The 26,419-nt window shown below is 68.6% G+C and carries 21 protein-coding genes and 1 riboswitch; of the genes, 8 read left to right on the top strand and 13 right to left on the bottom strand.

The genetic code is table 11. The annotated features are described in order from the left end of the window. Nucleotides 1-159 precede the first annotated feature (159 nt). The 4 genes from DDQ50_RS08160 to DDQ50_RS08145 form a co-directional block, all read right to left on the bottom strand. Nucleotides 160-1,902, bottom strand: a complete 1,743-nt coding sequence (locus DDQ50_RS08160; protein ID WP_116756275.1) for a dipeptide ABC transporter ATP-binding protein — start codon at nt 1,900-1,902, stop codon at nt 160-162. Further along, complete coding sequence (locus tag DDQ50_RS08155) at nt 1,899-2,864, bottom strand: ABC transporter permease (RefSeq protein ID WP_116756274.1); 966 nt, start codon at nt 2,862-2,864, stop codon at nt 1,899-1,901. Before DDQ50_RS08155 ends, DDQ50_RS08160 begins: the two co-directional genes overlap by 4 nt. Beyond that, entirely contained in the window at nt 2,854-3,783 is a 930-nt protein-coding gene (locus DDQ50_RS08150) for an ABC transporter permease (protein WP_116756273.1), read from the bottom strand. The genes DDQ50_RS08155 and DDQ50_RS08150 overlap by 11 nt, the downstream gene beginning before the upstream one ends. A gap of 132 nt (nt 3,784-3,915) precedes the next feature. Next, nucleotides 3,916-5,571, bottom strand: coding sequence for a peptide ABC transporter substrate-binding protein (locus DDQ50_RS08145; RefSeq protein WP_116756272.1), 1,656 nt, complete (start codon nt 5,569-5,571; stop codon nt 3,916-3,918). Between the two features lie 190 nt (nt 5,572-5,761). Between DDQ50_RS08145 and DDQ50_RS08140 the strand changes: the two genes are divergently transcribed. From DDQ50_RS08140 to DDQ50_RS08125, 4 genes are all read left to right on the top strand, one after another. Beyond that, on the top strand, nt 5,762-6,142 hold the full coding sequence (locus tag DDQ50_RS08140; protein ID WP_116756271.1) for a thiol-disulfide oxidoreductase DCC family protein: 381 nt from the start codon (nt 5,762-5,764) through the stop codon (nt 6,140-6,142). After that, a complete protein-coding gene (locus DDQ50_RS08135; RefSeq protein ID WP_116756270.1) occupies nt 6,139-6,933 on the top strand; it encodes a CPBP family intramembrane glutamic endopeptidase in 795 nt (264 codons plus the stop codon). Before DDQ50_RS08140 ends, DDQ50_RS08135 begins: the two co-directional genes overlap by 4 nt. A gap of 227 nt (nt 6,934-7,160) precedes the next feature. After that, a complete protein-coding gene (locus tag DDQ50_RS08130) occupies nt 7,161-7,502 on the top strand; it encodes a DUF485 domain-containing protein (protein ID WP_116757355.1) in 342 nt (113 codons plus the stop codon). Then, nucleotides 7,499-9,082 carry a solute symporter family protein gene (locus tag DDQ50_RS08125; protein ID WP_116756269.1) on the top strand — a complete coding sequence of 528 codons (1,584 nt, stop codon included), beginning with the start codon at nt 7,499-7,501 and terminating at the stop codon, nt 9,080-9,082. The genes DDQ50_RS08130 and DDQ50_RS08125 overlap by 4 nt, the downstream gene beginning before the upstream one ends. 64 nt (nt 9,083-9,146) lie before the next feature. On the opposite strand, the gene gcvP is transcribed toward DDQ50_RS08125, so the two are convergent. From gcvP to gcvT, 3 genes are read right to left on the bottom strand one after another with little or no spacing between them, the layout of a single operon-like run. Beyond that, entirely contained in the window at nt 9,147-12,098 is a 2,952-nt protein-coding gene (gene gcvP, locus DDQ50_RS08120; protein WP_116756268.1) for an aminomethyl-transferring glycine dehydrogenase, read from the bottom strand. Nucleotides 12,099-12,100: 2 nt separating this feature from the next. Continuing rightward, nucleotides 12,101-12,475: a glycine cleavage system protein GcvH gene (gene gcvH, locus DDQ50_RS08115; RefSeq protein ID WP_116756267.1), complete on the bottom strand. Its 375-nt coding sequence runs from the start codon at nt 12,473-12,475 to the stop codon at nt 12,101-12,103. A gap of 4 nt (nt 12,476-12,479) precedes the next feature. Then, complete coding sequence (gene gcvT, locus DDQ50_RS08110; protein WP_116756266.1) at nt 12,480-13,661, bottom strand: glycine cleavage system aminomethyltransferase GcvT; 1,182 nt, start codon at nt 13,659-13,661, stop codon at nt 12,480-12,482. Between the two features lie 156 nt (nt 13,662-13,817). Continuing rightward, nucleotides 13,818-13,922: riboswitch (glycine riboswitch) on the bottom strand. A 241-nt stretch (nt 13,923-14,163) separates the two neighbouring features. Here gcvT and DDQ50_RS08105 point away from each other — a divergent pair. The 3 genes from DDQ50_RS08105 (at nt 14,164) to DDQ50_RS08095 (ending at nt 17,744) form a co-directional block, all read left to right on the top strand. Continuing rightward, the gene (locus tag DDQ50_RS08105) at nt 14,164-15,162 is read left to right on the top strand and encodes a sugar-binding transcriptional regulator (protein WP_165829749.1); all 999 of its coding nucleotides are present in this window, start codon (nt 14,164-14,166) and stop codon (nt 15,160-15,162) included. Between the two features lie 120 nt (nt 15,163-15,282). Further along, on the top strand, nt 15,283-16,671 hold the full coding sequence (locus DDQ50_RS08100; RefSeq protein WP_205663610.1) for a glycoside hydrolase family 5 protein: 1,389 nt from the start codon (nt 15,283-15,285) through the stop codon (nt 16,669-16,671). 47 nt (nt 16,672-16,718) lie between these two features. Next, on the top strand, nt 16,719-17,744 hold the full coding sequence (locus DDQ50_RS08095) for an NAD(P)-dependent alcohol dehydrogenase (RefSeq protein WP_116756264.1): 1,026 nt from the start codon (nt 16,719-16,721) through the stop codon (nt 17,742-17,744). A gap of 86 nt (nt 17,745-17,830) precedes the next feature. Here the strand turns inward: DDQ50_RS08095 and DDQ50_RS08090 are convergent, their stop codons facing one another. Both DDQ50_RS08090 and DDQ50_RS08085 read right to left on the bottom strand, forming a co-directional pair. Beyond that, the gene (locus tag DDQ50_RS08090) at nt 17,831-18,418 is read right to left on the bottom strand and encodes a copper resistance CopC family protein (RefSeq protein WP_165829748.1); all 588 of its coding nucleotides are present in this window, start codon (nt 18,416-18,418) and stop codon (nt 17,831-17,833) included. Nucleotides 18,419-19,526: 1,108 nt separating this feature from the next. Beyond that, the gene (locus DDQ50_RS08085) at nt 19,527-20,537 is read right to left on the bottom strand and encodes an aldo/keto reductase family protein (RefSeq protein WP_116756262.1); all 1,011 of its coding nucleotides are present in this window, start codon (nt 20,535-20,537) and stop codon (nt 19,527-19,529) included. A 52-nt stretch (nt 20,538-20,589) separates the two neighbouring features. Here DDQ50_RS08085 and DDQ50_RS08080 point away from each other — a divergent pair, with 52 nt between their 5' ends. Then, on the top strand, nt 20,590-21,012 hold the full coding sequence (locus DDQ50_RS08080; RefSeq protein ID WP_116756261.1) for a nitroreductase/quinone reductase family protein: 423 nt from the start codon (nt 20,590-20,592) through the stop codon (nt 21,010-21,012). Between the two features lie 179 nt (nt 21,013-21,191). On the opposite strand, the gene DDQ50_RS08075 is transcribed toward DDQ50_RS08080, so the two are convergent. The 4 genes from DDQ50_RS08075 to DDQ50_RS08060 form a co-directional block, all read right to left on the bottom strand. Next, the gene (locus tag DDQ50_RS08075; RefSeq protein ID WP_116756260.1) at nt 21,192-22,865 is read right to left on the bottom strand and encodes a dipeptide ABC transporter ATP-binding protein; all 1,674 of its coding nucleotides are present in this window, start codon (nt 22,863-22,865) and stop codon (nt 21,192-21,194) included. Then, nucleotides 22,862-23,662 (bottom strand): ABC transporter permease, encoded by an 801-nt coding sequence (locus DDQ50_RS08070; RefSeq protein ID WP_116756259.1) that lies wholly within the window; start codon nt 23,660-23,662, stop codon nt 22,862-22,864. The genes DDQ50_RS08075 and DDQ50_RS08070 overlap by 4 nt, the downstream gene beginning before the upstream one ends. Next, the gene (locus DDQ50_RS08065; RefSeq protein ID WP_116756258.1) at nt 23,659-24,681 is read right to left on the bottom strand and encodes an ABC transporter permease; all 1,023 of its coding nucleotides are present in this window, start codon (nt 24,679-24,681) and stop codon (nt 23,659-23,661) included. The genes DDQ50_RS08070 and DDQ50_RS08065 overlap by 4 nt, the downstream gene beginning before the upstream one ends. Before the next feature lie 110 nt (nt 24,682-24,791). Beyond that, the gene (locus tag DDQ50_RS08060) at nt 24,792-26,408 is read right to left on the bottom strand and encodes an ABC transporter substrate-binding protein (protein WP_116756257.1); all 1,617 of its coding nucleotides are present in this window, start codon (nt 26,406-26,408) and stop codon (nt 24,792-24,794) included. Between the last annotated feature and the right edge of the window lie 11 nt (nt 26,409-26,419).

Here is a 26,419-nt window from a genome sequence, read left to right as displayed (position 1 = left end):
GATGCCGCAACCTCCCCCCATCTTACAGGCGCACCCGTGATTCGGGTGATAAGGGGGTTACTCCGGTAGCGAAGCGAAGGTCCGGACGCCGAGCGGAGCGGAGCGTCCCGGGCGGGACCTTCGCTCCGCTGCGCTCGGCGGCCAGGTGGGAACGGCGGCTCAGATGCCCATCTTGATGCCGGAGCCGGGGATCGCGTCGAGCAGATCGCGGGTGTACTTCTCCCGCGGGTTGTCGAAGACCTCGTCGGTCGTCGCCGCCTCGACGATCTTGCCCCGCTGCATGACCGCCACGTTGTCGGCGATCACCCGCACGACCGCGAGGTCGTGGGTGATGAACAGGTAGGTGAGCTTGAGCTCGGCCTGCAGGTCGGCGAGGAGACGCAGGATCTGGGCCTGCACGAGAACGTCGAGGGCCGAGACCGCCTCGTCCAGAACGACGATGTCGGGCTTGAGCGCGAGAGCGCGCGCGATCGCGACGCGCTGCCGCTGACCACCGGACAGCTCGTTCGGGTACCGGCCGGCGATGACGCGCGGCAGCGAGACCTGGTCGAGCAGCTCGGTCACGCGGTCGCGCCTCGACGCCCGGTCGCCCACGCCGTGGATGCGCAGCGGCTCGGCGATCGTGTTGCCGATGTTGTGCAGCGGGTCGAGGGAACCGTACGGGTCCTGGAACACCGGCTGCATCGCCCGGCGAAGGGCGAGGAGTTCGCGCCCCTTGAGCTTCTCGGTGCGGCGGCCCTCGATCGTGATCGTGCCCGACGTCGCCTGCTCGAGGCCGAGGAGCAGCTTCGCGACCGTGGACTTGCCCGAGCCCGACTCCCCCACGAGCGCCATGGTCGTGCCCTTGGGGATGGCGAACGACACGTCGTCGACGGCGGTGAAGTTCTCGCTGCGGAGGCCGCCGGTGCGGATCTTGAAGACCTTCGTCAGATTGTCGACCTCGATGGCCGGGCGCGCACCGGCCGCAGCGCCGAGCTGCTCGACCCGGGTCTCGGCCGCGGCGATCAGGTCGACGCCCTCAGCGGACGAGGCGACATCGTGCTCGATCCCGCCGAGGCTCACACCGGCGCTCTGGATGCGGCGCGAGGCCAGGCTCGGGGCCGCTGCGATGAGCCGCTGAGTGTAGGGATGCGCGGGGTTCTGCAGGATCTCGAGCGAGGGGCCCGCCTCGACGATCTTCCCCTTGTACATGACGATGAGCTTCTCCGCGCGCTCCGCGGCGAGGCCGAGGTCGTGCGTGATGAAGAGAAGCGCCGTGCGGTCGGTCTCGGTGAGCGAGGCCAGGTGGTCGAGGATGCGGCGCTGGACCGTCACGTCGAGGGCCGAGGTCGGCTCGTCGGCGATGAGCAGCCGGGGTTTCGCGGCCAGACCGATTCCGATGAGCACGCGCTGCCGCATCCCGCCGGAGAACTGGTGCGGGAACTGACGGAGGCGCTTCTCGGCATCGGCGAGACCGGCCTGCTGGAGCACCTCGATCGCCTTCGCCCGCACCTCCTTGCGGCCGCTGGCCAGGCCGTTGGCCTTGATGGTCTCCTCCACCTGGAAGCCGATGCTCCACACAGGGTTGAGGTTCGACATCGGATCCTGCGGGACGTAGCCGATGTGCTTGCCGCGGATCTCCTCCATCTCGCTGCGGGTCGCCTTCGCGAGGTCGCGCCCCTCGAAGAGGACGCTGCCGCCCGAGATGCGTCCCGTACCGGGGAGCAGGTTGATGATCGCCGCGGCCGTCGTCGACTTGCCCGAACCGGACTCGCCCACGATAGCGACGGTCTCGCCCGCGTCCATCGTGAAGTTGATGCCGTTCAGCGCTTTGACCTCGCCGCGGGAGGTGCGGAAGCCGACCTCGAGGTCCTTGATCTCGAGCAGGTGCCCGCTGGTGTTCGCCGGATTCGCCGCGCTCATCGCAGGGCCCTCGCCTTCGGGTCGAGCGCGTCGCGGAGCGATTCGCCGAGGAGGATGAAGCTGAGCACCGTCGTCGTCAGGGCGATCGACGGGTAGATCAGCACCTGCGGATCGGTCCGCAGGTCGCGCTGCGCCTGGCTGATGTCGTTGCCCCAGGACATCGTCTGCCCGGGCAGACCGACGCCGAGGAACGACAGGGTCGCCTCCGCGGTGATCGCCGCACCGAGCGACAGGGTCGTGACGACGATGACGGGAGCGATCGAGTTGGGGAGCACGTGCTTGAACAGGATGCCCATCCGTGAAAGCCCGGTCGCCTGAGCGGCCATCACGAAGTCCGCGTTCTTGACGCGGAGGACCTCGGACCTCAGCACTCGCGCCGTGGACGGCCATGCGAACGCACCGATCGCGAGGGCGATCACCAGGATGTTCCGGTTCTCGGAGAAGACCGACATGATGACGACGGCCGCGAGGATGTAGGGGATCGAGAAGAAGATGTCGCCGGCGCGGGAGAGCACCGTGTCGACGAATCCGCCGAAGAAGCCGGCGAGAGCCCCGAAGACCACACCGGCGATCGTCGTGAGGAGGATGACGATGATGCCGACGGAGAGCGACGTCGATGCCCCGTGGACGATGCGGGAGTAGATGTCGCAGCCCTGCTTCGTGTACCCGAGGGGGTGACCGGCGGCCGGACCCGCGTTGCTGAACGCCAGATCGCAGGCCCGAGGGTCCACCTGGGTGAACACGGTCGGGAAGATCGCCACGAAGACGATGAACAGGATCAGGATGCTCGAGATCCAGAACATGGGGCGGTGACGCAGGTCGCGCCAGGCGTCGATCCAGAGGTTGCTCGGCTTCTCGTCGAGGTCGACCGCATCGATCGACGCGATCGGGGTCTCCTCGACGTCGGCGACGTAATGGTTGGCGGAGCGGGTCGTGCCGGCTCCGGGAGTCTCACTTGACATAGCGGATCCTCGGGTCGAGTACGGCGTAGAGCAGGTCGATCAGGATGTTCACCACGAGGTAGAAGAGCACCATGACCGTGACGAACGAGACCACGGTCGGCCGCTCGCCGCGGATGATGGCCTGATACAGCGTGTTGCCGACACCGGGAACGTTGAAGATGCCCTCCGTGACGGTCGCGCCGACGATGAGCAGACCGAAGTCTGCTCCGAGCTGCGTCGTCACGGGGATCAGCGAGTTGCGCAGGATGTGCACGGGGATGACGCGGCGACGCGAGAGTCCCTTGCTGAACGCGGTGCGCACGAAGTCGGCACTGGCCGTCTCGATGACCGACGACCGCGTGAGGCGGATGGCCGTCGCAACGACGAACAGGGCGAGCACGATGGCGGGGAGGAACAGCCTCGGCAGCGAGGTGTCGGCCCCGACGGTCGGACTCGCCCAGCCGAGTTGGACCGCGACGAAGAACTGGGCCACGAAGCAGAGCACGAAGATCGGCACCGAGATGAGCAGCAGGCTCACGATGAGCGCGCTGGCGTCGAAGATGCCGCCCTTGCGCAGGCCGCTCACCAGGCCGACGGACAGGGCGATGATCATCTCGATGACGATCGCGATGACCGCGAGCTTGAGGGTGACGGGGAACGTGCGGGCGAGGATGTCGTTGACCGACTGGCCCGAGAACGAGATGCCGAAGTCACCGCGGACGATGTTGCCGAGATAGTTCAGGTACTGGACGATGAACGGCTCGTTGAACTTGTACTGCGCCTCGAGTCTCTCGAGCAGCGCGGGGTTCGGGGACCGGTCGCCGAAGAGGGCGAGGATCGGGTTGCCCGGCATGGCGAAGACCATGAAGTAGATGAGGAAGGTCGTGCCGAGGAGCACGGGGATCGCCTGCAGTAGGCGTCGGATTACGTAGTAGGCCATCGTCAGCTTCGTCTCGAACCGTTACGCGACATGAATGAAAAGTACCCCTGTTCGCATGGTTGTCCGCCCATGGATGTGGGGCGACAGCGTCGCTGCCGCCCCACATCTCAGGTGGAACCGGGTTAGGCCGGATCAGCCCTTGGTGATCTCGTAGTACAGCGGGACGGAGTGCCAGTCGAACTGGACGTTCTGCACGCTCTCGCCGAAGCCACCGGTCACGTTCGAGTACCACAGCGGGATGGCGGGGAGGTCCTTGAGGAGGATCTCCTGAGCCTGCTGGAAGTACTCGTTCGCCTCATCCACTGAGCCGGCCGAGGAACCCTGGTCGAGGAGGTCGTCGACCTCGGGGTTCGAGTAGTCACCGTCGTTCGACGACGCACCGGTCGCGTACAGCGGCCCGAGGAAGTTGAACAGACCCGGGTAGTCGGCCTGCCATCCGGAGCGGAAGGGAGTGGCGATGTCGCGCTTGCCCGAGTCGTTCGGCGAGATCAGCGTGCGCTGCTCGGCGAAGGTCGGGTAAGGGTTGCCCGATGCGTCGATCCCCAGGTTGTTCTTCAGCTGGTTGGCGACGGCGTCGACCCATCCCTGGTGCCCGCCATCCGCGTTGTACGCGATCTGGAAGGTGCCGGACCACGGCGAGATGGCGTCGGCCTGAGCCCACAGGTCCTTGGCGGCGTCGGCGTCGAACTCGAGCACGTCGGCGCCTTCGAGCGAGTCGCTGAAGCCGTCGATGGTCGGCGAGGTGAAGTCGCTGGCCGGGGTGCGGGTGCCCTCGAAGATCACGTCGGTGATCTGCTGGCGGTCGATCGCCTTGGAGATCGCCGCGCGGCGCAGCGCGCCCTCTTCGCCCTGGAAGTGCTCGAAGTTCGCCGGGTTGGTGAAGTTCGTCAGGTCGGAGGGGATCGTGAAGGACTGGAAGACGGCGGCGGGCTGGTTGATGGCCCGGTCGCCGAGGTCGTCCTCGAAGGTCGCGAAGTTGCTGTCCGGGATGGCGTCGAGCACGTCGAGGTTGCCACCGAGCAGGTCGGCGTACGCGGCGTCCTGCGTCGCGTAGAAGATGACCGTCAGGCCACCGTTCTTCGGCTCGCGCGGGCCCGAGTAGTCGGGGTTCGTGACGAGCTCGATCTGCACGTCGTGCTGCCACGCGTCGTCGCCGGCCAGCATGTACGGGCCGTTTCCGATGGGTGCCTCGCCGAACGCGTCCATGTCCTCGAACGCGGCAGCGGGCAGCGGGTAGAAGGCGGAGTAGCCGAGTCGCAGCGGGAAGTCCGCGCGCGGGGCGGTCAGGGTGATGGTGAAGGTGTAGTCACCGGTCACCTCGAGACCGGTCAGCTCGCTGTCCTCCTCGTAGCTGAAGCCCTCGATGTCCTCGAAGAAGTAGCTGTTCTGCTGCTCGTTGCTCAGCAGGGCGCCGTACTGCCACGCATTCACGAAGGACTCCGCGTTGACGGGCTCTCCGTTGGTGAACTCGTGTCCCTCGGCGACCGTGACCGTGAAGGTCTGGTTGTCGTCGGTCTCGATGGACTCGGCCATCTCGTTGACCGGCGAACCGTCGGCCTGGTACGAGACGAGGCCGGCGAACATCGCGTCGAGCAGCTTGCCGCCGCCGACCTCGGTGGTGTTCGTCGGGATGAGCGGGTTCTCAGGCTCCGAACCGTTCGCGGTGATGATCGATGCCGAGTCGCCTGTCGATGTGTCGCCGCCGCTGTCGCTGGCGCACCCGGCGAGGGTGAGCGCGGTGGCCGACACGAGGGCGATGGCCCCCAGGCCGAGCTTGCTGAGTTTCACTGAGAATGCCTCCTGTGTGCAGAGAGAAGACGCCAGGACCGATCCTGTTGGACCGGCCGGCGTCGGATACCCAGTACCCTAAGTGGGGTACAGGGCAGACCCAAATCGACTGGGAATATCGTTACCTCTTGGAAACCTGTTTTCACGATGCTTGCGTCGGCGCAAGAATCTTGCTGAGGAGCGTGCTCAAGTGACGGATATCGCTGTCCATCAGCCGATCGTCCTGATTTTCGACGGCGACTGCAGCTTCTGCACCTCCTGCGTCGACTTCCTCGCCGACAACCTCCCGGCCATGCCGGCGGCGGTGCCGTACCAGCGAGCGGATCTTTCGGGGTACGGCATCAGCGAGGCCGAAGCCGAAGCCCGCGTCTGGCTCGTCACCCCCGACCGCCACTACAGCGGCGCGGGCGCCGTATCCGCGCTCCTGCGCCACCAGCCCGAGCCCGCGCTGCGCTTCGTCGGCTGGCTGCTCCAGACACCGCCGCTCTCCTGGCTCGCCGATGCGGGGTACGCCGTCGTCTCCCCACTTCGCCACATCCTCCCCGGCGGGACTCCCGCCTGCCGCCGATGAGCGCACCCAGGGCCAACGGCTACGTCGCCCAGAACTCCCGCTCCCGCACCTGGTGGGAGATCGGTATCGTGCTCAGCCTCTCGCTGGGTGCGTCGGCCGTCTACTCGATCGTGCGGATCATCGATCGCTCCACCCGCGACATCCCCCTCGCGCAGCAGAGCGCCACGATCAACCAGAGCGCGAGCGACCGCCCGCTCTTCGACCTCGTCTACCAGCTCCTCGGCATCGCCTTCGATCTCGCGCCCGTCGCCCTCGTGCTCTGGCTCCTCTGGCGCCCCGCGCAGTCCGCGTTCCGCAGGATCGGCTTCGACGCCACCCGCCCCGGGCGCGACATCGGTTCGGGATTCCTCCTGGCCGCCGTCGTCGGCATCCCGGGCCTCGGCCTCTACCTGCTCAGCCGCACCCTGGGCTTCTCCGTCGACGTGCGCACCTCGGGCCTCGACGACTACTGGTGGACGATCCCGATCCTGATCCTGTCGGCGCTGCGCGCGGCGCTCACGGAGGAGATCATCGTGGTCGGCTATCTCTTCACCCGGCTGCGCGAGCTCGGCTGGCGCCCCTGGTCGATCATCATCGGCAGCGCGATCCTGCGCGGCAGCTATCACCTGTACCAGGGCTGGGGCGGCTTCGTCGGCAACCTCGCGATGGGGATCCTGTTCGGGTGGGCCTACAACCGCTGGGGGCGCACGGCCCCGCTGATCGTCTGCCATTTCATACTCGACATCGTGTCGTTCGTCGGCTATCCGCTGGCGGTGCTCTGGTTCCCGACGGTCTTCATCTCCGGCGGCTGATCCGCGGATCGCCGACTCACGCCTGATTCACGGAAAGGAGGGCCTTGCGCCCCCGATTCGGGTGAACGAGGCTGATTGATGCACGACGTCGTGCATCTGGTCGCACGGCGCACCCCGACAGGGAGGCAGCAACCGTGAGCAACGACGCTCGAACACCCGGAGAGCCCCAGGCGGGCACCCACCGCGAGCCCGACCCGGGGCCCGCCGCCCACGGCGGCGACGATCCGATCGATTACGTCGCCATCGAGCACTCCCCCGAGTTCGTCGAGCTGAGACACCGGCATCGGAGCTTCGTGTTCCCGTTGGCCGTCGCATTCCTCGTCTGGTACTTCGCCTACGTGCTCCTCGCCGACTACGCGCACGAGTTCATGGCGACGCCGGTCTGGGGCAACGTGAACGTCGGCATCATCCTCGGCCTCGCCCAGTTCGTCACGACGTTCGCGATCACCACCTGGTACGTGAGCCACGCGAACAAACGCTTCGACCCCCTCGCCGCCGACCTCAGGGCCCAACTCGAGGCCGAGGACGCGATCGGCCGGGATGCCGCGGCACGAGGAGGACGCTCGTGAGCGACGACTTCGGCAACCCCTGGCTGAACATCAGCATCTTCGGCGGCTTCGTCGTCATCACGCTGGTGATCGTGCTGCGGGCGAGCCGCAACAACAAGACGGCATCCGACTACTACGCGGCCGGCCGGTCCTTCACCGGAGGACAGAACGGCCTCGCGATCGCCGGGGACTACCTCTCGGCCGCGTCGTTCCTCGGCATCTGCGGCGCCATCGCGGTGAACGGCTACGACGGATTCCTGTACTCGATCGGATTCCTCGTCGCCTGGCTCGTCGCTCTGCTCCTCGTCGCCGAACTCATGCGCAACACCGGCAAGTTCACGATGGCCGATGTTCTCTCCTTCCGGCTGAAGCAGCGTCCGGTGCGGCTGGCGGCCGCGACGACCACGCTGGCCGTCTGCTTCTTCTACCTCCTGGCGCAGATGGCGGGCGCGGGCGGACTCGTGTCGCTGCTCCTCGGGATCAGCGACAAGCTCGGCCAGTCGCTCGTGATCGCCGTGGTCGGCGCGCTGATGATCGTCTACGTGCTCGTTGGCGGCATGAAGGGCACCACCTGGGTGCAGATCATCAAGGCGGCCCTCCTGATCGTGGGCGCAGCGGTGATGACGGTGTGGGTGCTCGCGATCAACGGCTTCGACTTCTCCGCCCTGCTCGGTGCGGCCGCGGACGCCTCGGCGAAGCCCGTGCTGGAGCCCGGCAACCAGTACGGGGCGACCGGGGTATCACGACTCGACTTCGTGTCGCTCGCACTGGCCCTCGTGCTCGGCACGGCGGGCCTGCCACACGTGCTGATGCGGTTCTACACGGTGCCGACCGCGCGCGAGGCCCGCAAGAGCGTGGTGTGGGCGATCTGGCTGATCGGCATCTTCTACCTGTTCACGCTCGTCCTCGGCTACGGCGCCGCCGCCCTCGTCGGAGCCGACCGTATCCTCGCCGCTCCGGGGGCGGTGAACTCGGCGGCCCCCCTGCTCGCGTTCGAGCTCGGCGGGCCGGTGCTGCTCGGCATCATCGCCGCCGTGGCGTTCGCGACGATCCTCGCCGTCGTCGCGGGCCTCACCATCACCGCCGCGGCATCCTTCGCGCACGACGTCTACGCGAGCGTCATCAAGAAGGGGAAGGTGTCGCCGAACGGCGAGGTCAGGGTCGCCCGGATCACGGTGGTGGTCATCGGGATCATCTCGATCGCGGCGGGCATCGGCGCGAACGGGCAGAACGTCGCGTTCCTGGTCGCTCTCGCCTTCGCCGTCGCCGCGAGCGCGAACCTTCCGACGATCCTCTACTCGCTCTACTGGCGCCGGTTCACGACCCGGGGCGCGGTGCTGTCGATGTACGGCGGGCTCGGCACGGCGCTCGTGCTCATCGTGTTCTCGCCGGTCGTTTCGGGCGCGGAGACCTCGATGTTCCCGGGCGCGGACTTCGCCTGGTTCCCACTCAGCAACCCCGGCATCGTGTCGATCCCCGTCGGCTTCCTGCTCGGCTGGATCGGGACGCTCACCTCGCGCCCCGAGGATCCGCGGGTCGCCGCCGAGATGGAGGTCCGCTCCCTGACGGGACACGGCGCGGAGAAGGCGACCTCCCACTGACCGAGTTGCCCAGTTCAGGCAGTGTTCGCGCGAGAACACTGCCTGAACCGGGCAAGTCAGCGGATCAGGCGAAGGCTTCCGGGGGCGGGCAGGCGCAGACCAGGTTGCGGTCGCCGTAGGCCTGGTCGATGCGGCGGACGGGAGGCCAGTACTTCCCGCGCACCCGTGCCGTCTCGGTCGCCGCGTCGACATCGGATGCGCCCACGAATGGATACACCGCATCCTCCCGCGAGTACGGGTGCGACCAGTCGGCGACCGCGATCGACTGAGCCGTGTGCGGGGCGCCGCGGAGCGGGTTGTCGTCGACGGGCCAGTCCCCTGCGCCGACGCGCTCGGCCTCGCCCTTGATCGCGATCATCGCGTCGACGAAGCGATCGAGCTCGGCGAGGTCCTCGCTCTCGGTGGGCTCGACCATGAGCGTGCCCGGGACCGGGAACGACATCGTCGGGGCGTGGAAGCCGTAGTCGATGAGGCGCTTGGCCACGTCGTCGACGGTGACCCCGGTGGCCGCGGTCAGCGGGCGGAGGTCGAGGATGCACTCGTGCGCGACGAGGCCGTTGTCGCCCTTGTAGAGCACCGGGTAGTGCTCGGCCAGGCGCGAGGCGATGTAGTTCGCCGACAGCACGGCGGCACCGGTCGCGTCCCGCAGGCCGTCGGCGCCCATCATCCTGACGTAGGCCCAGCTGATCGGCAGGATCGACGGCGAGCCGAACGGTGCCGCCGAGACCGGTCCCCCGCGGAACTCGGCGGCGCCGCGCTGGGAGAACGGATGACCGGGCAGGAACGGGGCGAGATGCACCTTCGCAGCGACCGGTCCGACGCCGGGTCCTCCACCGCCGTGCGGGATGCAGAACGTCTTGTGCAGGTTCAGGTGCGAGACGTCTCCGCCGAAGTCGCCGAAGCGCGAGTAGCCGAGCAGCGCGTTGAGGTTGGCGCCGTCGACGTAGACCTGGCCGCCCGCCTCGTGCACCGCATCCGTGATCGCGCGGACCTCGTGCTCGTACACGCCGTGCGTCGACGGGTAGGTGATCATCAGCGCGGCGAGATCGTCGGCGTGCGCGGCGATCTTGGCCCGCAGGTCGTCGAGGTCGACGTTGCCGAGGCTGTCGCAGGCCACGACGACGACCTTCATGCCCGCGAGAACGGCGGAGGCGGCGTTGGTGCCGTGCGCGCTCGACGGGATGAGGCAGACCGTGCGGGTGGCATCGCCACGGGAGAGGTGGTACCCGCGGATCGCGAGCAGTCCGGCGAGCTCGCCCTGACTGCCCGCGTTGGGCTGCAGCGAGACCTCGTCGTACCCCGTGACCTCGGCCAGCCACCCCTCGAGCTCGCCGATGAGCTGCAGGTAGCCTGCGACATCCTCGGCGGGGGCGAACGGGTGGATCCCGGCGAACTCGGGCCAGGTGACCGCCTGCATCTCGGTCGCCGCGTTGAGCTTCATCGTGCAGGACCCGAGTGGGATCATGCCGCGGTCGAGCGCGTAGTCGAGGCTCGCGAGGTAGTGCAGGTACCGCATCATCGACGTCTCGGAGTGGTGCGTGCGGAACACCGAGTGCGTGAGGAAGTCGCTCGTGCGGCGCAGCGACTCGGGCAGAGCCCCGAGCGCGAACGCGTCGCGTTCGGCGAAGAGACCGCCGTCGAGGGCGGGAGCCGAGTCGGCGTCGCCGTCGAAGATCGACAGCAGATCGAGTGCACCGGCGGAGACCTCGCCGGCGGAGACCTCGTCGAAGCTCAGCGCGACGGTCTTCTCGTCCACCCGGCGCAGGAGCACGCCGCGATCGCGGCCTCTCGCCAGGGTCGCGTCGGCATCGGCGACCGCGACCTGGATGGTATCGAAGAACCCGTCGGAGCGGACGTCGAGACCGGCTGCGCGGAGCTCGCGCGCCGTCGCCGCGGCAGCGGCATGCACCGAACGGGCGATGTGCCGCAGTCCGTCGGGGCCGTGGTAGACCGCGTACATGCTCGCCATCACGGCGAGCAGGACCTGGGCGGTGCAGATGTTGCTCGTGGCCTTCTCACGACGGATGTGCTGCTCGCGCGCCTGCAGGCTGAGCCGGTAGGCCGGCTGGCCCGCGGCATCCTGGCTCACGCCGACCAGGCGACCCGGGAGCTGGCGCTCGAGCCCCGCGCGCACCGCCATGTAGCCGGCGTGCGGCCCGCCGAAGCCCATCGGGACACCGAATCGCTGGCTGGTTCCGACGGCGACGTCCGCACCGAGCTCGCCGGGCGACGTGATCAGGGTCAGGGCCAGCAGGTCGGCGGCGACCACGCCGATCGCACCGGCGGCGGAGCCTGCGGCGAAAACGGCAGACGGATCCCACACCCGGCCGGATGCGCCCGGGTACTGCACGAGCAGACCGAAGTAGTCGCCCTCGGGGGTCTCCCCCGCAGCGAAGTCGACCAGGACGAGCTCGATCCCGACGGCCTGAGCGCGGTGCTCGAGCAGCGCGATGGACTGCGGGAGGGCGTCCGTGTCGACGAGGAACCGCACCGACTTCGACTTGGATGCGCGGCGCGCGAGCAGCATGCCCTCGACGACGGCGGTCGCCTCGTCGAGCATCGACGAGTTGGCGGTCGCGAGCCCGGTCAGCTCGGCGACCATGGTCTGGAAGTTGATGAGCGCCTCGAGCCGGCCCTGGGAGATCTCGGGCTGGTAGGGCGTGTACGCCGTGTACCAGCTCGGATTCTCGAGCACGTTGCGGGTGATGACCGCGGGCGTGAGGGTGTCGTAGTACCCGAGACCGATCATCGATCGGCGCACGGTGTTGCGGGCGGCGAGGCTGCGGAGCTCGGCGATCGTCTCGGCCTCGGTGGCCGCGACGGGGATGCTGCTCGGCAGCGTCTCGTCGAGCCGGATGCCGCGCGGGACGGCGGCGTCCATCAGCTCGTCGACGGAGCCGTAGCCGACAGCGTCGAGCATGCGCTGCTGCGCGGACGCGTCGGTGCCGATGTGACGGCGCACGAAGGACCCGCCCGCGAGCGTCGTGACCGGGACCGCGGGAAGGGTGTCCGTCATCGTCAGGCCTCCGTGGTGAGCGAGGTGTACTCGTCGAGGTCGAGCAGATCGGGGAGCGCCTCGAACGAGACCTTCACGAGCCACCCCTCGCCGAGAGGGTCGCTGTTGACGAGCTCGGGGGTCGCTGCGACCGCGTCGTTCACCTCGACGACGGTTCCGGTGACCGGGGAGTAGAGCTCGCCGACCGATTTGGTCGACTCGATCTCGCCGATCGAGCTCCCGGCCTCGACCTCGGTGCCGACGGCGGGCAGGTCGACGTAGACGACGTCGCCCAGCTGGCCCGCCGCGTAGGCGGTCACACCGACCGTCGCGACGCCGTCACCGGCATCGACCCACTCGTGCTCGGAGGTGTACTTCAGTTCGTTCTCGCGGGACATCGGCTCAGCTTTCTCGCTTGTAGAAGGGAAGGGTGACGACGGTGGCGGCGATCCGGCTGCCGCGGACGTCGATGGACAGGACGGTGCCGGCCACGCTCTCGGAAGGGTCGACATAGGCCATCGCGATCGGATAGCCGAGGGTGGGCGACAGCGCACCGCTCGTGACGAGGCCGACGGCATCGCTCCCGTCGTCGCGGAAGACGCGGTAACCGGCCCGGCCCGCTCGACGCCCCTCGGACGCGAGTCCGACGAGCACACGGCCCGCGAGGAGCGAGTCGGGTTCGGGCGCGGCACCGGACTCGACGGCCGCGCGACCGACGAAGTCGCGGTCGTCGCCGAGGGCCACGGCGCGGCCGAGGCCCGCCTGAGCGGGAAGCACGTCGACGCCCAGTTCGTGTCCGTAGAGCGGCATGCCCGCTTCGAGGCGGAGGGTGTCGCGGCTCGCGAGGCCGGCGGGCACGATGCCGGCACCCGCTCCGGTCTCGAGGATCGCATCCCAGAGCGAGCGGACCCGATCGGGCGCGATGTAGATCTCGAAGCCGTCCTCACCGGTGTAGCCGGTGCGCGCGATGAGCACGGGCAGGGCGAGGTAGGAGCCGCGGAGCACCCGGTAGTACCCGAGCGAGTCGAGCGCATCGCCGATCGCGCCGTCGTCGGCGAGGAGGTCCTCGACGTTCGCCAGGATCTCGGCGGACTTCGGGCCCTGGATCGCGATGAGCGCGATATCCCCGCTCTCGTCCTCGACGAGCGCGTCGAAACCGTCCGCGCGTGCGCGGAGCGTCTCGGCGACGACCTCGCGGTTGGACGCGTTCGCGACGACCAGGAACCGGTCGGGACCCGTGCGGTAGACGATGAGGTCGTCGATGACCCCTCCCGCCTCGGTGAGGATCAGCGTGTACTTCGCGCGTCCCTCATCGAGCGCCGACATCCGACCCGCGAGCGCGTAGTCGAGTGCCGCGGCGGCATCGGGGCCGAGCACGAGGATCTCCCCCATGTGCGAGAGGTCGAAGAGTCCGGCCGCCGTTCGCACCGCATGATGCTCGGCCAGGTCGCTCGAGTAGCGGACCGGCATCTGCCAGCCGGCGAAATCGGTGAAGCTCGCCCCGAGGGCGACGTGCGCCTCGTGCAGCGGGCTCAGCAGTTCCTCGCCCGCGTCGGCGGGTGCGGAGGCATCGGTATCGGTCATCTCGGAGTTCTCCAGGGCGCAGGTGATGGCGGTGGTGAAACTCCCCCTCTGTCATGGTGCCTGAGAGTTTCGCTCGAGCCGTGGCTCGGGCTTTCACCGTGGGCGAGATCGCAGCCGAGGGCGTGAACCCGGGGTCGACCTGACTTTTCAGAGTGGCCAGTCGATGCGGTACTGATGACCTGAGAGATTGGCGGGGAGCTTGCTCCTTCGGTGCCGGCTCGCCCTCGTGAAGGCTCTGACCGACTCTCCCGCATCGTGTTGCGGCCGATATTCGATTGTGCGATCAGCCTAGCCGCGCACGTGTTTCCTGCGGATGACATCGGCCCCTTTTCCCAGGCGCCGGAGGCATCGCAGAGAACCCGCCAGCTCAGGCGCTCGCGACAAACGACCACAGACGAGTGCCGAATTGCTTCCAGTTGTGGATAATAACCAGCTACGGGCGCACTTGCCGGCCCGGTGGATGTGCGCGCCGAGGGGCGCGGGACAACGGATCGAGGACACCATGGCACGTCGCGGACGCCCCCCGCTCGGCCCCGCCATCGACGGTCAGGCCGCGACGCGGCTCACCGAGGAGCAGGAGCTGACCCTGGCCGCCCGCGTCGCGGAGGCCTACTACCTCGACCACAGCCCGATGGTCCAGATCGCCGAGCGGCACAGCATCACCCGTTTCCAGGTGGCGCGCCTCCTCCAGCTCGCGCGGCAGAGCGGGATCGTGACGATCGAGATCCATCGCCCCGGTGTGGTCGACGAGGAACTGAGCGCCGCCGTCCGCAGCGAGCTCGGCCTCACGAAGGCGATCGTGCTCTCGGGAGCGAGCGCCGCACCCCGTCACGAGGTCGGCATGGCCCTGGCCGATGTGGTGTCGGGGGCCGTGCAGTCCGGCGACATCGTCGGGCTCACCTGGAGCCGCACGCTCGTCGAGACCACCCGCAACCTGAAGCACCTCGAACCCTGCACCCTCGTGCAGCTGGCCGGGCATCTCACCGACGAGGTCACCTCTCCCGGAAGCGTCGAGGCGATCCGTCGGGCCGCGGAGATCAGCGGCGGAACCGCCTATCCGATCTACGCACCGCTGCTCGCCCCCGACGGCTACGTCGCCCATGCGCTCTCCCAGCAGCCGGACGTCGCGATGGCATTCGACTTCTACGACCGTCTGACGCTCGCCGTGATCTCGATCGGCTCGTGGGGCGAGGGGATGTCGTCGATCTACGATGCGGCGAGTGAGCAGGAGCGCGCCCGGGGAGTCGCCGCCGGCGTCGTCGGCGAGATCAGCGGGCGCCTCTTCGACGCCACCGGCACCCTCGTCCCGCAGGTCCTCGACGAACGGGTGATCGCCATCACCCTCCCCCAGCTGGCGCGCGTGCCCCATGTGATCGCGAGCAGCTACGGAGCGCAGCGGGCCTCGGCGACCCGTGCCGCCGCCGCGGCGGGTCTCTTCCAGACTCTGATCCTCGACCGGAGCCTCGCTCTCGCGGTTCTCGACGGACCCGCGCCGCATTAAGTCTCTCTTGTAGACCGCATTCGCGCTCAATCTTGACCACCTGCCCGGGGCGGCCGTAGGCTCGCCACGTGTGTCCCTCCCGCGACATACTCCCCGACGACGAGGTTGAGAGAAGGACACGTGGCGCCTGGAACCCCCACCCGCAACATTGCCATCAAAGGTGATGAATTCATCGATGCGGCGGGAGACGCCATCCGTCTGCGCGGTCCCAACATCGGCGGGTGGCTCCTCATGGAGAACTTCATCACGGGGTACGCGGCGAACGAATCCTTCATGCGGCAGCAGGTGCGCAAAGCGATCGGCGACGACAAGTACGAGCGATTCTTCGAGAGGCTCCTCACGGCCTTCTTCAACGAGAAGGACGCCGAATTCCTCGGCTCACGCGGGTTCAACTCGATCCGCGTCAACGTCAACTACCGTCACCTCGAGAGCGACGCGCGTCCCTTCGAGATCATCGACGGCGGTTTCCGTCACCTCGACCGCGCCGTCGAGCAGGCGGGACGCCACGGCGTCTACACGATGATCGATCTGCACGCCCTGCCCGGCTACCACAACCAGGACTGGCACGCGGACAACCCGACGCACGTCGACACGTTCTGGGACCACCCGCACTTCCAGGATCGCGTGATCCACCTGTGGGAGGTCATCGCCGACCGGTACAAGGGCAACCCCTGGGTCAGCGGCTACAACATCATGAACGAGCCGGCCGATTCGACCAGCAAGAGGGTCGGACCGTTCTACGACCGGGCCGTCGCCGCGGTCAAGGCCGTCGACCCCGACCACCTGATCTTCCTCGACGGCAACACCTACTCGACCGAGTGGGGCATCTTCGGCGAACCGCAGGACGGGGTCGTCTACGCGCTGCACGATTACGTGCCGTCGGGCTTCGGACGAGGCGGCCCCTACCCGGGCATCACCGACGGCAAGTACATCGACCGCGATGTCGTCGAGGAGACCTTCCTCAAGCGCACCGAGTACGTCCGCCGCACCGGCACCCCGATCATGGTCAGCGAGTTCTCGCCCATCTACTTCAACGACGAATCGGTCGACGTGCAGCGGCGGCAGATCCTCGCCGACCAGCTCGAGATCTACAAGCGCCACAACGTGAGCTGGGCGTCCTGGATGTACAAGGACCTCGGGCGGCAGGGCATGGTCGGCGTCCGCCCGGACACGCCCTACCGGCAGCGCTTCGACCCGTTCGTCGCCAAGAAGAACCGTCTGGCCGCCGACGCGTGGGGCAGCGACGAGGTCGGCCCCGCCGACGTCACCGTGCCGGTGCAGGAGCTCATCGAGCGCGAGTTCCCCGACTTCGAGCCGTACCCGTTCGGTCGCTACCACTTCGTGCGCCGCCTGCTGCTCAACGTCATCGTCGCCGAGCCGCTCGCCGAGGAGTACGCGAACCTGCTGCGCGGCCTCGACGACAGCGAACTCGACGCCCTCGCCGATTCGTTCGCGTTCGAGAACTGCGACGTCCGCGAATCACTCGTCACCCAGCTCGAGCAGGGCTGATCCGCCGTGTCGAACGGCAAACCCGACAGGACCATGGAGAACCAGACATGACCACCGAACAAATGCGTGCCAGCGTGCTCATCGAGAAGGGTGTCGTGCGTCTCGAGGACGTTCCCACCCCGCCCCTCGACGCCGATCAGGTCCTGATCCAGATCGCCGCCGTCGGCGTCTGCGGGTCGGACGTGCACTACTTCCACGAGGGACGGATCGGCGACTTCATCGTCGAGGAGCCGATGATCCTCGGCCACGAGGCGTCGGGGACGATCGTCGCAGTCGGCTCGGGGGTCTCCCCCGACCGTGTCGGCGAGCGGGTCTCGATCGAACCGCAGCGGGCCTGCCGGGTGTGCGAGCAGTGCAAGCGCGGCGCCTACAACCTCTGCCCGTTCATGGAGTTCTACGCGACCCCGCCGATCGACGGCGCCTTCGCCCAGTACGCGGTGATCCAGTCGGACTACGCCTACGCGATCCCCGACTCGATGAGCCTCGACGCCGCGGCCCTCTGCGAGCCGCTGTCGGTCGGCATCTGGAGCAATCAGAAGGCGGGGACCCGTCCGGGGAGCCGCGTCCTGATCTCGGGTGCCGGACCCATCGGCATCGTGATCCTGCAGGTCGCGCTGGCCTTCGGCGCGAGCGAGGTCATCATCAGCGACATCGCCGCCAACCGGCTCGAGGTCGCCACGCGCTTCGGCGCGACGCGTGTGATCGATCCGCGCGCGGAGGACATCGCCTCGCTCGAGCTCGACGTCGACGTCTTCATCGACGCGTCGGGCGCGCAGCCGGCGGTGCGTGCCGGCATCCTCGCCCTGAAGCCCGGAGGACGTGCGGTGCTGGTCGGGATGGGAGCCGACGAGTACCCGCTTCCCGTCTCGCGCATCCAGGCGCGCGAGCTCGAGGTGACGGGGGTGTTCCGTTACGCGAACACCTGGCCGCTCGCGATCGAGCTCGTCGCATCCGGGAAGGTCGACCTCGACGCGCTGGTCACCGCGCGCTTCGGTCTCGACGACGTCGAGGAGGCGCTGGCCGCCGCGACCGATCCGCAGGCTCTGAAGGTCATCGTCGAACCGAACGCGTGATCCGAGGGCGTCCGCCCCGGTGACCACCGGTCGATCCGCCGCCCGATGGGTGGCGGATCGACCTGTTCTTGCCGCCTGCGGCCCGGTCAGTCCTGCCCGGGCGGACCGAATCCACCGGCGTTGCGCCGACGCCCGAAGATGATGGCCACGACGACGCCGATGATCGCGAGCGCGCCGATCGTGAACGCCGCCCCGATGAGGACCGCGTCGTCACTCGGTTGGTCGGCCGCTGCGGTCGAATCTCCGCAGAGCGGTGTGGCGCTGCCCTCGCTCTGCTCCGTGCCGTCGGCCGGGGCGTAGTCGAAGGAGTACTCGCCCGAGATCGTGTGCCCGTCGGAGGACACCACCTGCCACAGCACGTCGTAGGTGCCGGCGCCGCCGAGCGCGACATCGGTCGTGGCCGTGTTGTCGACGAGGACCGGACAGCCCGCCTCGTAGAACCTGTCGCCGCTGGTCACCTGGATGGCGGCGGATCGCTGATCCTCGCCGATGCTCAGCAGGGTGCCGCTGAAGGTGAGGGTGATGGCGTCGAGACTCTCGACGGTCGCGCCCTCGGCGGGATCGGTCGACTCGAGCTGGTCGTGGGCGCTGGCGGCGAGCGGCGCACCGAGCGCGAGCAACGTGCCGAATCCGAGCACGACGAGTGCGGGTGCGAGGCGGGAACGCAGTGACATCGCCATCCTTCCGGGTCCCCGCCAGCCTATGGCGACCCGGATGTGAGGATGCGTCGCCCCCGCCCGCTGAGCGCAGCGAAGCGCAGCGAAGCGCAGCGAAGCGCAGGGGGCTGCGGCGACCCGCACCGTCCGCTGAGCCCGTCGAAGCGCACCGGCCTCGGCTCCGGACGCTCATTTCGCTGCGCTCAATGGGCGGGCCACCCGCACTGCCGAACCTCCCGCCGCTCATTTCGACGAGCTCAATGGGCGGCGAAGCGCCCGCCCGCTGAGCGCAGCGAAGCGCAGGAACCTCCGGCGACCCGCACCGCCCGCTGAGCCCGTCGAAGCGCACCGGCCACGGCTCCGGACGCTCATTTCGCTGCGCTCAATGGGCGGGCCACCCGCACTGCCGAACCTCCCGCCGCTCATTTCGACGAGCTCAATGGGCGGCGCGGTGCCGCCCGCTGAGCACAGCGAAGCGCAGCGGGCTGCGGCGACCAGCACCGCCCGCCGAGCCCGTCGAAGCGCAGGGGCCCCAGCTCCGTGCGCTTATTTCGACGGGCTCAATGAGCCGCGAAGCGCGCGCAGCCACCGCGGCGACCCGCACCGCCCGCTGAGCCCGTCGAAGCGCACCGGCCTCGGCTCCGGGCGCTCATTTCGCTGCGCTCAACGGGCGGGCCACCCGCACTGCCGAACCTCCCGCCGCTCATTTCGACGAGCTCAATGGGCGGCGCGGTGCCCGCCCGCTGAGCACAGCGAAGCGCAGCAACCTCGACGACCAGCACCGCTCGCCGAGCCCGTCGAAGCGCACCGGCCTCGGTTCCGGACGCTCATTTCGCTGCGCTCGATGGGCGAGGCCACCCGCACTGCCGAACCCTCCGCCGCTCATTTCGACGAGCTCAATGGGCGGCGAAGCGCCCGCCCGCTGAGCACAGCGAAGCGCAGGAACCTCCGACGACCCGCACCGCCCGCTGAGCCCGTCGAAGCGCAGGGACCCTCGACTGCGGGCGCTCACTTCGCTGCGCTCAATGGGCGGGCCACCCGCACTGCCGAACCCTCCGCCGCTCATTTCGACGGGCTCAATGGGCGGCGAAGCGGTAGGACCTCGGCGACCGGCATCCAAACCGGGTCAGGCCTGGCGCTCCTTCGGAGAGCTCTCGTGCGTCTTGGCGGGGTCGCGCTCGACGATGTCGCCGAGCGCCTCATCGATACGGCCGAGCAGCTCGGGCGGGATCACGACACCGGATGCGGCGACGTTCTCGGCGACCTGCTCGGGGCGGGATGCACCGATGATGGCGGCAGCGACGTTGTCGTTCTGGAGGACCCAGGCGACGGCGAGCTGCGCGAGCGACAGTCCGAGCTCGTCGGCGACGGGCTGGAGGTTCTGCACCCGGGTGAGGACGTCATCGTTCATGAATCGCTTGATCATGTTCGCACCGCCCTTCTCATCGGTCGCGCGGCTGCCGGCGGGGAGTTCTGCACCCGGCTTGTACTTGCCGGTCAGCACGCCCTGCGCGATGGGCGACCAGACGATCTGCGAGATGCCGAGCTCCTTCGAGGTGGGGACGACCTCCTCCTCGATGACCCGCCACAGAGCGGAGTACTGGGGCTGGTTCGAGATCAGCTGGAAGCCGAGCTCTTTCGCGAGGGCGGATCCGGCACGCAGCTGGTCGGCCGTCCACTCACTGACTCCCACATAGAGCACCTTGCCTTGACGGACGAGGTCGGCGAACGCCTGCATCGTCTCCTCGAGCGGCGTGAAGTAGTCGAAGCGGTGGGCCTGGTAGAGGTCGATGTAGTCGGTCTGAAGGCGCTCGAGCGAGCCGTCGACCGACTCCATGATGTGCTTGCGCGACAGGCCGACGTCGTTGTGCCCCTTGGGCCCCGTCGGCCCGAACACCTTGGTGAAGATCTCGAGGGACTGGCGGCGTTCCCCCTTGAGCGCCTCGCCGAGGACCGTCTCGGCCGCCGTGTTGGCGTAGACGTCGGCGGTGTCGAATGTGGTGATGCCTGCATCGAGTGCAGCCCGGACGCACGCGGTCGCGGTGTCGTTCTCGACCTGCGAGCCGTGGGTGAGCCAATTGCCGTAGGTGATCTCTGAGATCTTGAAGCCTGAGTTGCCGAGATAGCGGAATTCCATGACTCCGACGCTATTCCTCCCGACCTGGACTCCGCCCGCTAGCTTGGAGATCATGGCCGACTTCAACGACGCGATCATCGACGAGTTCCGCTCGAACGGCGGACGGGTCCAGACCTACGGATTCGGCGACAGTCTTCTGCTGGTCCACAGTGTCGGCGCCAAGTCGGGGACTCGGAGGATCCATCCGCTGATGGCTCTCCGTGACGGCGGGGACTGGCTGATCGCCGCCTCGGCCGCCGGGCAGCCCAAGCACCCGGGGTGGTACCACAACCTCGTCGCCTCCCCCGAGACGGTGGTCGAGGTCGGCCAGGACGGCGAAGTGGTCTCCGTCCCGGTGCGGGTGACCGACTTGAAGGGGGCGGACCGCGACTCCGCCTGGTCGAAGTTCACTGCTTCGGGACCCGCATTCGCGAAGTATCAGGAGAAGGCCGTCGACCGACTCATCCCTGTTCTGCGCCTGACGCCCACCTCCTAGCCTCTCCGGCGTGCTGATACGTCCGTTCCGGACGGATCCGCGGTCCGGAACGTGCGTTCGTGCCCGGAACACCCGACTCTGCGACCTGCGCGGGGCGCTGCGCGCACATTGCGGCAGGTGGGGCCGGCCGGAACGTGCGCGCTCGCCCGGAACGCCCACACCAGGTGGGCGGGACGGGGTCAGGGGCCGGAGTGCGCGCCGGGGATCGCGGCTAGGAGTTCGCGGGTGTACGCGTCCTGCGGGGTCGACATGACGGTCTCCGCTGAGCCCGACTCCACGACTCTGCCGTGCTGCATCACCGCGACGGAGTCGGAGATCTGTCGGATCACACCGAGGTCGTGCGAGATGAACAGGTAGCTGAGGGCGAACTCGCGCTGCAGGTCGACGAGCAGCTGAAGGATCTGCTCCTGCACCGACACGTCGAGGGCCGAGACGGGCTCATCGAGCACTAGCAGCTCGGGACCGAGCGCGAGAGCACGCGCGATCGCGACCCTCTGCCGCTGACCGCCGGAGAGCTGGGCCGGCTTGCGCGAGGCGAACTCGGGATCGAGTCGGACCGCGTCGAGCAGGGCGCGGGCCGTCTCACGACGCTCTGCACGCGACCCGATCCGGAACGCCGTCAGGGGTTCGGAGACGATCGCCTCGACCGTCATCGTCGGGTCGAGCGACCCGAACGGGTTTTGATACACGACCTGCACTCGCCGACGCAGTTGCCGCAGGCTCTCCCCGCGCAGCTCGCCGATGTCCTGCCCGTCGAAACGGACGACCCCCGAGTCGGCCTGCACGAGGCGGGCGGCGATGCGGGCCGTCGTCGTCTTGCCCGACCCCGACTCGCCGACCAACGAGTACGTCGTGCCCCGCGGGACCGAGAACGAGACGTGGTCGACGGCGACGAGAGTGCTCTTGTCGCCGAGCCCGCCGCGCAGCGAGTAGGTCTTCACGAGGTCCTCGACTTCGAGGATGTTCGGCACCCGATCCGCGTCGCGCCGTTCGGCGAACCCCAGCGTGAGTGCCCGCCGGGTGTCCTCTCCGTGCACCTCCACCGGTCGGGGATGCATCCGTCCGCTGGACAGGCCGGGAGCGGCGGCGACGAGCCGCCGCGTGTACTCGTGCTGCGGATCGCCGAGCACATCGGCCGCGGTGCCCTGTTCGACGATCCGCCCCTGGTTCATGACCAGCATCCGGCTGGCGCGGTCCGCCGCGACGGCGAGATCGTGAGTGACGAGGAGAACGGCGGTGTCGTGCTGGGCCGCGAGCAGCTCCATGCGGTCGAGCACATGCCGCTGGACGGTCACGTCGAGCGCACTCGTCGGCTCGTCGGCGATCACGAGGGCCGGCTCGCACGCCCAGGCGATGCCGATGAGGACGCGCTGGCGCATGCCGCCCGACAGCTCGTGCGGGTACTGGTCCGCCCGCGCGGCCGGCTCGGAGATGCCCACCTCGGCGAGGATCTCGACCGCCCGCTTCGCGGCATCCTTGCGGCTCAGCCCCGTGTGCAGCCGGAGCGACTCCGCGATCTGCTCCCCCACCTTGATCAGCGGGTTGAGCGAACTGCTCGGGTCCTGCGGCACGAAGCCGATCCGTGCGCCGCGAAGGGACCGGAGCGATTTCTCGGGCAGCTGCAGCAGGTCGCGACCGTCGAAGACGACGCTGCCGCCGGTGATGCGACCACCCTCGGCGACCTGGCGGATGAGCGCCTGCGAGATCGTGCTCTTGCCGGATCCCGATTCGCCGACGATCGCGACCACCGCGCCGCGTTCGACGTCGAAGTCGACGCCGCGCACCGCCGGAGTCGTTCCGGACCGGGTCGTGTATTCGACCTCGAGTCCGCGCACCTGAAGCAGTTCAGTCATCGCTCTCCTCCGATCGCGCGGGCCAGTCGGTTGACGGCGAGGACGACGACGAGGATGACGGCGCCGGGCAGGACACTCAGCCACCAGGCGGTGGCGAGGAAGTCGCGGCCGTAGGAGACCAGCGCACCCCACTCGGGCGCAGGTGGTGCGGCGCCGAAGCCGAGGAAGCTCAGGGCCGAGACAGCCAGGATCGCGGTTCCGACCTCGAGTGCCGCGAGCGCGATCACCGGTCGGGCCGAGTTGGGGAACACGTGCCGGACGAGGATGGCGGGCCAGCGGACCCCCATGCTGCGCGCGGCCTCCACGTACTCGGCTGTGCGCACCCGGACCACCTGGGACCGGGTGACACGAGCGAACGAACCGGCGGCGCCGATACCGACGCCGATGGCCACGGGAACGGCTCCGAAGCCGAGTCCCGCGACGACGATGAGCGAGAGCAGGATGCTCGGCACGGCGATCACGACGTCGACGATGCGCATCAGCACGAAGTCGACACGGCCGCCGATGAAGCCGGAGACCAGTCCGACGACCGCCCCGATCGCGACGCCGACGACGACCGCGAGCCCGGCGGTGGCGAGGGAGAGGAACGCGCCGTAGACGACGCGCGAGTAGAGGTCGCGGCCGAGCGCATCGGTGCCGAACCAGTGCGCGGCGCTCGGCGGCTGCAACTGGTCGGCGGGGATGCCCTCGTACGGATCGTGCGTTGCGAACAGCTGGGGCGCGAACGTGAGCGCGAGCGCCGCGATGACGATGAGCGCCGACACGATCATGCCGGGACGGGTGAGCAGGGTCTTCATCGCTCGACCACCGCCTGGTTGCGCGCGTCCTGCACGCGGCGGCGCAGTGCGGCGGGCCGGGTGCGCGGGTCGGTCAGGCCGTAGGAGAAGTCGACGAGCAGGTTGACCACCGAGTAGACGACCGCGACCACGATGACGACTCCCTGGACGACGTTGCTGTCGCGGGCGAGCACCGCGTCGACGGTGAGCCGGCCGATGCCGTCGCGGGAGAAGACGCTCTCGACGACCGCCGTTCCGCCTGCCAGGTACCCGATCAGCAGACCGAGGATCGTGATCGACGGGAGCAGCGCGTTGCGGAGCACATGGCGGAAGAAGAGGGTGGGGAGCGAGACGCCCTTGGCGATCGCGGTGAAGACGTAGGAGCTGGCGCGTGCCTCGAGCACGGCGGCGGAGAACACCTGGAAGAAGATGGCGCCGACCGGCATCGCGAGGGTGATGGCGGGGAGGATCGGGCTCAGCGGGTTGCGGGTGCCGGATGAGGGCAGGATGCCGAGACCGTAGGCGAAGATGCTGACCAGCACGAGCCCGCTGAAGAACGCGGGGATCGCGACCCCGAGGGGCGGGATCTGCAGGAGGGTGTTGCGCAGCCAGCCGGCCCGGGTGACGAATGCCCAGTAGGTGATCAGCAGCGAGACGACCACTCCGATGAGCAGCGCCAGCACCGCGACGATCGCCGTGTTGGGCAGCGCCCGGGCGATCATGTCGCCCACGTTCTGCCCCGTCGCGATCGAGACCCCGAGGTCGCCGCGCAGGGCCGCGAGCCCATTGGTCACGTACTGGTCCCAGACGGACCCGTCCAGACCGTACCGAGCTCGCAGCTCACTTAGCTCGGCTGGGTCGGTCGGGGTGGCGTCGCCGCCCTTCACCGAGAGCGCCGCGATCAGCGGGTCCCCGGGAAGGAGGTGGAGGAGGAGGAACGTCACCGTGTACGCCGCCCAGACGACGAAGACGAACTGGAAGAGCCGCGGCGCGATGAAGCGCAGCGCCCGTCTCGCTCTGCTGTCGCCTGTCTGCTTCACTCTCGTTCTCTCTGTGTGCCGGTGGCGTCTCCCGTGCGAACCGGGGACGTGGAACAGGTCCGCGGGTCGGCACCCCGAGAGGTGTCCGACCCGCGAACCCGATGTCGCTGCTAGGACGTGGCGCGCACGTCGTAGAGCTGGATGCGCGACGCCGAGTCGAACTCGAAGCCTTCGATCGTCGAGCTCGCGCCGTGCAGCTGCACGGTCTCGAGCAGCGGGATGAAGTCGGCGTTCTCGGTGATGAGCTCCTGAGCCTGAGCGATGAGGTCCATGCGGGCGTCGACGTCGTTCAGGGTCGCCTGCTCGGTGAGCACGCTCTCGAGGTCGGCGTCGTCGATGATGGCCCACTTCGACGCGGCGGCCTGCGAGAACACCGTGCGGAGGGCATCCGGGTCGGTGCGGGTCAGGCCGGCGGCGAGGAAGTCGTAGTCGCCGGATGCGATCGCACCGAAGAAGCCGCCGGCGTCCGTGATGTTGATCTGCATGTCGATGCCGATCTTCTTCAGCTGCATCTGCGCGACCTCGAGCACATCCTGAGCGTAGAAGGCGGTGACGACGAAGCTCAGCTTCTGGCCGTCCTTCTCGCGGATGCCGTCGGAGCCGACCTCCCAGCCCGCGTCGTCGAGGAGCTCTTCGGCCGCGTCGGGGTCGTAGGCGAGGGCGTCGCCCTGGCTGACGAAGCCGGTCGTGGAGCTGGTCAGCGAGCTGGATGCCGCCGCGGCACCGGGCGCACCGGTGAGGTCGTTGATCTCATCGCGGTCGGTGCCGAGCAGGATCGCGTGACGCACGGCCGAGTCGGCGACGACGGCGCTGTGGTTGATGTTCGGGATCAGACCGTTCGGGACACCCGTGTTGGCCTTCGAGAACAGCTCGTAGTCGTCGCTGTCGAAGCGGGCCGCGTCGATGTAGGGGACGTCCTGGATGATGTCGTACTCACCCGACTCGAGTCCGCCGGTGCGGTTGCCGTTCTCTGTGATGATCGGGAACTCGATCGTCGAGACGAGCGCGTCACCCGTGTGCTCGCGCAGACCCGACGGCCAGTCGTAGCCCGAACGCGCGGTGATGACGACCGAGTCGTTCGGCGTGTACGAGTCGAAGACGAACGGACCGGACCCGATGACGCCGGTGGTGCAGCGCTCCTCGGCGGTGGCGGCGGTGCTCGCCTCGGCGACCAGGCCGAGCGTCATGGTCGACGCGCCCTGGAGGAACACGACATTCGGGGCGCTGAAGTTGACGGTGAAGTGCGTGTCGTCGGTCACCGTGGTGTCGGTGTAGCCGGCGAGGTACTGCGATGCCAGCGAGGCGGTGCGGCCCAGCGCGAAGAGGGCGTCGAAGTTGGCCTTGACGACGTCGGAGGTGAGCGCGGTGTCGTCGCTGAAGGTGACGTCGTCACGCAGCGTGAAGTCGAAGCTCGTGAGGTCGTCGTTCGCCTCGAACTCGGTGGCGAGCCACGGAACGATCTCGCCGGTCTCGGGGTCCTGATCGACCAGCGAGTCGACGACCTGGCGGCCGATGTTGAGCGACGTCGTGAGGGTCGTCTGCTGCGGGTCGATGCAGGTGGGGTCCTCCTTGATCGCGAAGATCAGGGTGTCGCGCGCCGAGGTGAGGTCCTCGGCCGCGGGCTCGGTGGTGTCGCCGCCGGAAGAGCACGCGGCGAGCAGGCTGATGACAGCCACAGCTCCGAGGGGCGCGAGCGCCCGTCGGAAGCGACGTGGGGAGTTCGTCATGTGCAGGGGGT

The sequence above is a fragment of the Amnibacterium flavum genome, from assembly GCF_003097495.1.
In the GTDB taxonomy this organism is placed as follows: domain Bacteria; phylum Actinomycetota; class Actinomycetes; order Actinomycetales; family Microbacteriaceae; genus Naasia; species Naasia flava.
This window is presented reverse-complemented; position numbering and strand designations above follow the sequence as displayed.

Coding starts and splice junctions, on each gene's coding strand:
- DDQ50_RS08160 (WP_116756275.1), bottom strand. CDS start 1,902: ATGAGCGCGGCGAATCCGGCGAACACCAGCGGGCACCTGCTCGAGATC.
- DDQ50_RS08155 (WP_116756274.1), bottom strand. CDS start 2,864: ATGTCAAGTGAGACTCCCGGAGCCGGCACGACCCGCTCCGCCAACCAT.
- DDQ50_RS08150 (WP_116756273.1), bottom strand. CDS start 3,783: ATGGCCTACTACGTAATCCGACGCCTACTGCAGGCGATCCCCGTGCTC.
- DDQ50_RS08135 (WP_116756270.1), top strand. CDS start 6,139: ATGAGCGCACCCAGGGCCAACGGCTACGTCGCCCAGAACTCCCGCTCC.
- gcvP (WP_116756268.1), bottom strand. CDS start 12,098: ATGACGGACACCCTTCCCGCGGTCCCGGTCACGACGCTCGCGGGCGGG.
- gcvH (WP_116756267.1), bottom strand. CDS start 12,475: ATGTCCCGCGAGAACGAACTGAAGTACACCTCCGAGCACGAGTGGGTC.
- gcvT (WP_116756266.1), bottom strand. CDS start 13,661: ATGACCGATACCGATGCCTCCGCACCCGCCGACGCGGGCGAGGAACTG.
- DDQ50_RS08105 (WP_165829749.1), top strand. CDS start 14,164: ATGGCACGTCGCGGACGCCCCCCGCTCGGCCCCGCCATCGACGGTCAG.
- DDQ50_RS08095 (WP_116756264.1), top strand. CDS start 16,719: ATGACCACCGAACAAATGCGTGCCAGCGTGCTCATCGAGAAGGGTGTC.
- DDQ50_RS08090 (WP_165829748.1), bottom strand. CDS start 18,418: ATGTCACTGCGTTCCCGCCTCGCACCCGCACTCGTCGTGCTCGGATTC.
- DDQ50_RS08085 (WP_116756262.1), bottom strand. CDS start 20,537: ATGGAATTCCGCTATCTCGGCAACTCAGGCTTCAAGATCTCAGAGATC.
- DDQ50_RS08080 (WP_116756261.1), top strand. CDS start 20,590: ATGGCCGACTTCAACGACGCGATCATCGACGAGTTCCGCTCGAACGGC.
- DDQ50_RS08075 (WP_116756260.1), bottom strand. CDS start 22,865: ATGACTGAACTGCTTCAGGTGCGCGGACTCGAGGTCGAATACACGACC.
- DDQ50_RS08070 (WP_116756259.1), bottom strand. CDS start 23,662: ATGAAGACCCTGCTCACCCGTCCCGGCATGATCGTGTCGGCGCTCATC.
- DDQ50_RS08060 (WP_116756257.1), bottom strand. CDS start 26,408: ATGACGAACTCCCCACGTCGCTTCCGACGGGCGCTCGCGCCCCTCGGA.